Here is a 7,466-nt window from a genome sequence, read left to right as displayed (position 1 = left end):
AAATAACGACCATTATCACCAGCCCCTGAGAATGAAATTGCTTAAGTGCAAATCATCAATTGGTAGGTATAACTGCACGTAGTTCTCGCCCCACTTCCGGAGTACCGTGAGCGGTGCAAGTCCTATTTATTGACTTCATACTTGACAGAATTTGGGTAAGCGAAGAAATTCTTTTAAAAAATCAAGGAAGAATTATGGATAAATTAATCGTGCTTCTATTGACAATGATAATATTTGCAGGCTGCACAGTTACCACTGAAGTAATCGAACCTGAAGCTGGAGAGATGCCACTTAGTATGGATCTAAGACCAGTTACTGAGCTGGGCTTCACCGTAACTCAGGTGCAGGTGACTATCAGCAGCGGAACTTATCTTTCTACCCGTAATCTGGAAATAACCGGCAGTACTGCTACCGGGACATTTTCTAATTTGATGCCGGGAATATATGAGATTTTTGTCGAGATTTTTGAGGAAGAGCTATTGATAGCAACAGGCAGTGGAAGTGCTGAAGTATTTGCCGGAGAAATCACTGAGGTGGAGATCAGCGTTGTGCTGGAAGATCTCACAGGGGACATTGTGATCAATGTTGACTGGGGTGATCTGCTGCCACCTGAACCGCATCATATACTATTTCTGGGAAACAGCTATACTGCTGCTAATAGCGGATTGTATACTCATGTAACGGGTATAGTCCAGGCAATTGATCCGGACTGGGAAATAACCACCGGTTATTCTACTCCAGGCGGCTGCACTTTGGAAATGCACACGACCAATACCACCTCTCTGGCAGAGATTAATTCCGGGCTCTATGATTATGTGGTTTTGCAGGAGCAAAGCACACGTCCGGTGGAAGATCCTGATCTCTTTTATGAATATGCCACCGTTTTAGACAGCATGATAACGGCAAATAGTGGTGAAACAGCTTTCTTTATGACCTGGGCACGTCAGGATGATCCGGCAATGATAGATGATCTTGCTGCTGCATACACCTATATTGGAACAGAGTTGCAGGCACCTGTATCTCCTGTAGGACTGGCATTTGAGCAGATAAGACTCACCCATCCAGAGATCAATCTATATTCAGTTGACGGCTCGCATCCAAACTGGCACGGCAGTTATCTGGCAGCACTGGTGATCTATGCCACCTTATGGAACCAGGATCCTTCCGGCTGCACATATATCCCTGATGAATCTATTCACTCCGAAGATGCAACTATCCTGCAGCAAATTGCCTGGGAGACCGTTTCAGCTTACTAACCAACTTTGGTTATCGATTCGTAAGGGAATTTGGGTTATGGACATAATGGACGTAGTGGACGTAGTGGACATAATGGACGTAGTGGTGAGAATTGAAAGCAAGAGTACTCTATGATGATACTTTGCGGATGGCTTGTCGAGCCTGAGCAACGCATAGGCTGATACCTCCGCAATGGTGACTACTAATTGACCTAAACCCTATAAAAGCGAGATAGATCATTGGGTCTACCATTGCGAAGGTTTACCAACTATTATCACCATACCATTGCGAAGGTTTACCAACTATTATCACCATACCATTGCGAAGGTTTACCAACTATTATCACCATACCATTGCGGAGGTTTACCAACCATTCGCAAGGTATTAGCCATTTAATTACTTCAAAAGGGTCAGTTTTCGGCAGGAGATCAATTCATTATTGAGTTTATATTGAGCAAGATAGATGCCGCTGCTCCCTGCAGGTGCTTTCCAGGTGCAGGTATATTCTCCTGCTGAATAAGTTTTATTTATTACCTGGTCTACTAATTGCCCCTTGATATTATAGATAGTGATTTCCACAAGTCCGGTATGGTCAAGATTGAATGACAAATTTACTTCCGGATTAAAGGGATTGGGATAACAATTGAACTGGGGCGAGATCACTATCTCATCATCAATTGTACCTGTGAGAATATCTGAAACATCTCCGGTGGCAAGATAGATATATTCTGTAGCATATCTCCATATACTGTCGTATTCTTCTACTATTTGCATCAGTAAATGTTCTGCGTGTGGTAAAGCAATTTCCATAGATGAATTGTAAGGTAAATAGCCTTCGGTGAAACCAAAATCATAATAGCCTAATCCAGGTAAATCACCTACCTGCCGCACTTCTAAGCTCCAGAGAGGTTCTTCACCATTGATTGAAAACAAGATCCCATCATATCCTGACTGATAATCTGAATTGGAAGAGAATTGATTCAGATCAGGCAGAACCATCTGATTGCCTTGAGCATCCAGCACAAATATCACGTCGTCACCTTTTATAATATAATTTTCATTCCAGATTTCCAGACTGTTGCCGGGAGTGATATCTTCAACTTCGATAACTGACCACTCATCATCCCTCAGGGTAACAATTCGATAGTTATAATTATAGAAATCAGTTTCTATCAAAAAGGCAATATCATTTCCTGCCAGACAGAAATCAATCATGTTGTAATGAGTATCAATATCAGTTTCAAAACTATCTATCTGCTCAACTGATAATGCAGCAGGTTCAAAAGAATAGAGTGAGAAATCTATAGTGCCAGGGAAATAACCAAGCATAACATCAATTTCAGGATAGTCAGGAGGAGCGTCATTCTCCAGCCTGCTATCCCAATGATAGTCTTCATCATAGCCTACTGTGCCATGAGTGCCGGAATATTGCCAGTGCTGAATATCCCATTCATTTCCAGAGTGATTATTGGAATCAAGGCCTGAACGGTGCACGTAACCAAATCTTCTCTGCTGTTTACCACCAAAATGATTTAAATAACCTCGCTCTCCCATATCAGGATTTGCTGCTTCGGGATAAACTGGATTATACCAGGGATAGTCTGCTCCATACGGTGCAGTAACTAAATCACCGTAATCAGGATCTTCGTAAGGGTAACCACAGGTATAGAAGCCATTATTGCCTACTGGCTCATTGCCATGGAATTGAAAACCAGGGTCGCCAGTCCAGAAAGGATCAGGAGGGAAGATGAATTTATGCAGATCAGGATATTGCACATCCCATTCCCCTTGCGGCAAATTAATAGTGAAAGCTTCTGTGGAACCGTGAGGGTGCTGATATTCTGGAGTAATGACACCTTCATAATGGGTGTTCATATCACCATAAAGATCAATGTCTCCATCTCCCAGGGCAGCATAACTTCCATAAAGATAGATGTCATCACAATTATCGTCATGGATATTGCCGGCATAATCTCGATACTTATATTTATAAAAAATGCGCTCTTCTGATACCAGCCCGAATAAATATGCACTATCTTCGGCAGGATCACCCATTTCGACGTCAGCATAACAAATATCACTGGTGATATAAACTGTGTCTGCACATCCCCAGGTCATATTACTGCCGATGCTTCCTTCTATCCATAACTGGCAATTCACAAATACTGAGGTGTCATTTACTTCCAGATCAGTGGTTTCTTCTTCCCAGATAAGTTCCTTAGTAGTAACTTCATTTACCCAGATAGAATCTCCGATTGCCAGATCAGGATGCGCAGGATCAGGGAAGCTGTTATAAACCGTGAATGTATCAACCTGAGTGAGCCAGTCAGCATACCTGAGATGAGCAATATTACCATCTATCTCCGCCAGCAGCACATCATGATCTGCACTTTCCTCGATCGTAATCCCATTTTCTCTGATATTTTCAGCAACAGCAGGAAAAACGAAATGCACTGAATTCTCAATGTATCCTCCCAGAAATATTTGATCCATTGGAGCAGAATTTACTGCTGGAGCACCAGTAGAATAATCCATGATCCGCCCGGAAGTAAGCACGATTTGATCAAAAGTGGGCCAGCCATTATTAGTGCCTCCCCCAATTTGCCTAATCCAGATATCATCATCACTCATTGTCATTCCTTCATTGTGTTCAGGTCCAAAAAATAAAACATCTCCACTATAATCTTCTGGATCATAGGACTCAAGGTTTTCACTTTCTTCATATTGGGTAAGATATTGAAATCTGCTCATGGGAATCTTAGCTGATTCCATTGCTCCGATCAGTAATCCGCTATCAGTTTTTAATACTTTGAACTGGCTTCTGTCCGGCAGACCACTAATAGGTTGAAAACTGAATGTCTCCCCCAGATCACTGCTTGTTACCACCATTGCTTTGGCAGTAACAGGATCAAGATAGAAAACATATATCATACCTGATTCATCTACCCAGATAGAGGGTATGAGTTTACTAAATATAATCCCGCCATGATTGTCAGGACTTATGATTAACTCCTGAATATCGTGCTCTATAAATTCATTGCCGTCATCAGTGGAAATTGATATTTTCAGGTTAAAATACATGTTGTCATCATCATAACTCCTTAGATAATATGCCAGATAGATATTATCTCCCTGCTGAAATATTCCTGCATCATGGTCATACAGCAGCATTTCATCTTCACCGGCACTCACCACCAGATTCACATCATTGATTTCCGCCATAAGGGCAGATACAAAAACTAAACAAAGAATCAATAATAGTTTTTTAAACATTATTCCTCCTAAATATATTTTATTTTTTAACGCAGCATGATCATTTTACCTGTTTCACTTTTGATATTCTTACCTTGCAGGACGTAAAAATATACTCCTGAGCCGGCAATATTTCCTGCCTGATTCCGGCAATCCCACTGAACTTCATTTGATGTTGCGGGTAAGCTCCTCACTTTCTGTCCTTTGATATTATAGATTACAATTTCTGCATCTTCTGCGCTTCGTGGTAGATCACATTTCAAAGTCGTACTTCTCGTAAACGGATTGGGATAATTACTTACATTCAGCAGATTACCGTCAATTATTTCTTCATCAGTTATCGGCACAGTACTTAGATCTATTTTCTGCACGTAAAGACTGGGATCATCCATAGGCATGTATTCACCTCTTCGGTCTTGCCAAAGTGCAATACTGCTTCCATTTTGATCAGTTACACATGCCTCAATATTTTGCCAATGGGGCTGAGTACACACTTCTAAACCGTTTTCCGGGATATTATCAACGAGGTTACCGTCTGAATTATAGATTTTTGCATATATATCTCCGTCAATAGTATTTCCGTAAACAATCAGCACTTCTTCCCAGGCACTGAAATAACAATAATTCATCGATATTTCACTCTCAAAAGTGATACCCTCTTCCCAGGCACTTTCACCATTAAGATTATATTTATACAGGATAAATGGATTGTCAGCTTCTTGTATCAGATAATAAAGATATTCACCCTCAAGCTGATAGTCATAAAAATCTTCACAGACTTCTCCAAATATTCTACCGTCTTCTTCCCATAACATTTCACCTTCGGGATTGTATCTTTGTCCTTTCAATTGTTGTTCTTCGGTTCCCGCAGGTGCTATCCAGAAAACTATGATATCTGAACCATATTTACTCAATTTAAGATTTCCGCGTAAGAAAGAAGTTGAAACTATATGACCTTCATTACTCCAACCTGGAGCAGCAGAACCATCATCAGCCAGTCTGGTAAGTCTTAATTGACTTGGAGGGAATTCATTTCTAATCCAGAAAATGTAAGGATACTCTACCATTAAATGTGAGCAGTCTCCTTCATATCCTTCCAGCAAAGTGATCCCACTTCCCCACACAAACTGATGATTTTCAATTTTCTGAGCTTTGAGATATAATCGAGGGTCTCTGAATGTTTCATCCTGATCACACCAGAGAAACAGATAGCTATTATTACCGGCATTCCCAAAGCCATAATCTGTGAAATCAAATTCACACTCAAAAATCTCTCCGCTTTCTCCCATCAGACGGTTGCCATCCTGATCAATTATCTGTATTCCACCTCCAATAAAATTATCTTCTACAAATTGATAGGCTATGCATAATTCGGTCCCGGCTTCATTAAGACAAATATCGTGACTGAAATATTCAGTTTCAACATTCACTGTTGCCGGCATTCCATTTGCAATATAAAATAATTCTCCAGTATCATTATTGATCATCTGCACATATATTTGTCTCTTAGGATATCTATCATCACGCCAGCATACTGCCGAAACTGCACCTTGGGTTTTCAGTATATATTTCACACCTGTAGAGCCTGCCAGCACACTCAGAACAGTATTTCCCATCCCGGCAATTTGAGCATTATCATCTTCATCATAAATCTGTACTTGTATCTCATTTCTGTCCTCTTGATATTGTTGCCAGAATAAAACGCTGCTGTCAGATTCACAGAACATTTTCAGAGTATGGCGGCTGTCCTGAGATATACCTGCTAATTGCGGTCCAGTTCCTGATATTGCATTCCCCTCGCTGTCCAGATGTTGATAGAAGATATTATAAGTTTCATCGCCCAGTTCTCCCCAGGCAAGGGTGAGTCCACCTGCTTCATCTGCTGAAAGGGTAATATCTGCATAACTGTCATCTTCACTCGTACCCAGCAGTATTCCCTCTGATCCCCAGTCTGGTTCTTCACCTATCTGTGTCTTTTGGGTGTGAATGTAACTGAATTGATTTTCGTTTCTAGTAAAGATCATTCCTAACTTATCATCAGAAGTTTTTACTCCTTTTATTATCTCATACCTGTCTTCACCATTAATTGAAGCGATATTCTGCATCTCATTAAACTGAAAATTACCATTATAATCTAATATATTTGCCCAAAACCCACCTTCCAGCTCTACTATTATAGTATATTCACCAACACTCCAGGGCAAAACAGTCACATGATAATCATATATATATGAACTCTCTATCATAATGCCTTCTGCTCCCCAGTGCAATATTGCCTGATTGTCACACCTCTGCAGATGAATATCTCCCATTTCAAACCTGGCAGCAACTACTATCCCACCAAAACCATCAGGCACTACAGAAAACTCGTGAGAATAATAATCGCAATTGAATAAAAGATTTCCGCTACCGTTCCAGACTGACGGCACTTCTCCTTCTCCATTCACATAAAGACATTTTATTTCGTTTGGAGTGTGATCTTCGAGCCAAACCAGATAAGCTCCTCCGTCTTCGTCTGCTGTCACTCGCAGAGGGAAACATTCCCATTCTTCTTGTGCCAGTTCAAAGATCAATCCCGTTTCACCCCATAACAGATTACCAGTTGTATCTATTTTCTGCACTCGCAATAATGCCGGATCGCCAAGTTCATACCAGGCTGCCACTATATCTCCATCAGAAGTTTCTCCCAATACTTCTCCATTGGGATAATAACATTCCCGCGTTGTTAAAATAACCGGCTCAGCCCAGATATTTTCGCCATCTGCAGAAACCTTTTGCACTTTCATTTCCTGTAAACCACCTGAGGCATCACTCCACATTAGCATGTAACCACCACCGCTGAGATGGATCACTGCTCCAGAATAATTAAGATTTGTTTCCTGCCGGATAGCCTTGCCATTTTCTTCCCAGCAAGTATAGCCCAAAAGACCTATTGCCAAGATCAATAACCCAAGTATCATTAATTTCTTCATCTCACT

Annotated in this window: 3 protein-coding genes; 1 reads left to right on the top strand and 2 read right to left on the bottom strand. The window is 40.9% G+C overall.

Annotated features, from left to right (window positions below):
- Positions 1-194: 194 nt before the first annotated feature.
- The gene (locus RAO94_11710) at positions 195-1,256 is read left to right on the top strand and encodes a hypothetical protein (protein MDP8323007.1); all 1,062 of its coding nucleotides are present in this window, start codon (positions 195-197) and stop codon (positions 1,254-1,256) included.
- 376 nt (positions 1,257-1,632) lie between these two features.
- Here RAO94_11710 and RAO94_11705 read toward each other — a convergent pair whose 3' ends face one another.
- Both RAO94_11705 and RAO94_11700 read right to left on the bottom strand, forming a co-directional pair.
- Positions 1,633-4,509 carry a T9SS type A sorting domain-containing protein gene (locus RAO94_11705; GenBank protein MDP8323006.1) on the bottom strand — a complete coding sequence of 959 codons (2,877 nt, stop codon included), beginning with the start codon at positions 4,507-4,509 and terminating at the stop codon, positions 1,633-1,635.
- Between the two features lie 26 nt (positions 4,510-4,535).
- A complete protein-coding gene (locus RAO94_11700; GenBank protein ID MDP8323005.1) occupies positions 4,536-7,460 on the bottom strand; it encodes a T9SS type A sorting domain-containing protein in 2,925 nt (974 codons plus the stop codon).
- Positions 7,461-7,466 lie beyond the last annotated feature (6 nt).

Source organism: Candidatus Stygibacter australis, assembly GCA_030765845.1.
GTDB classification, from domain to species: Bacteria; Cloacimonadota; Cloacimonadia; order Cloacimonadales; family TCS61; genus Stygibacter; species Stygibacter australis.
Note: the sequence above shows the minus strand (reverse complement) of the source record. Positions and strands in the feature narration are given on the sequence as shown.

What these genes read in the sequence shown, in the direction of transcription:
- RAO94_11710 (MDP8323007.1), top strand. Translation starts at nt 195, where the DNA reads ATGGATAAATTAATCGTGCTTCTATTGACAATGATAATATTTGCAGGC.
- RAO94_11700 (MDP8323005.1), bottom strand. Translation starts at nt 7,460, where the DNA reads ATGAAGAAATTAATGATACTTGGGTTATTGATCTTGGCAATAGGTCTT.
- RAO94_11705 (MDP8323006.1), bottom strand. Translation starts at nt 4,509, where the DNA reads ATGTTTAAAAAACTATTATTGATTCTTTGTTTAGTTTTTGTATCTGCC.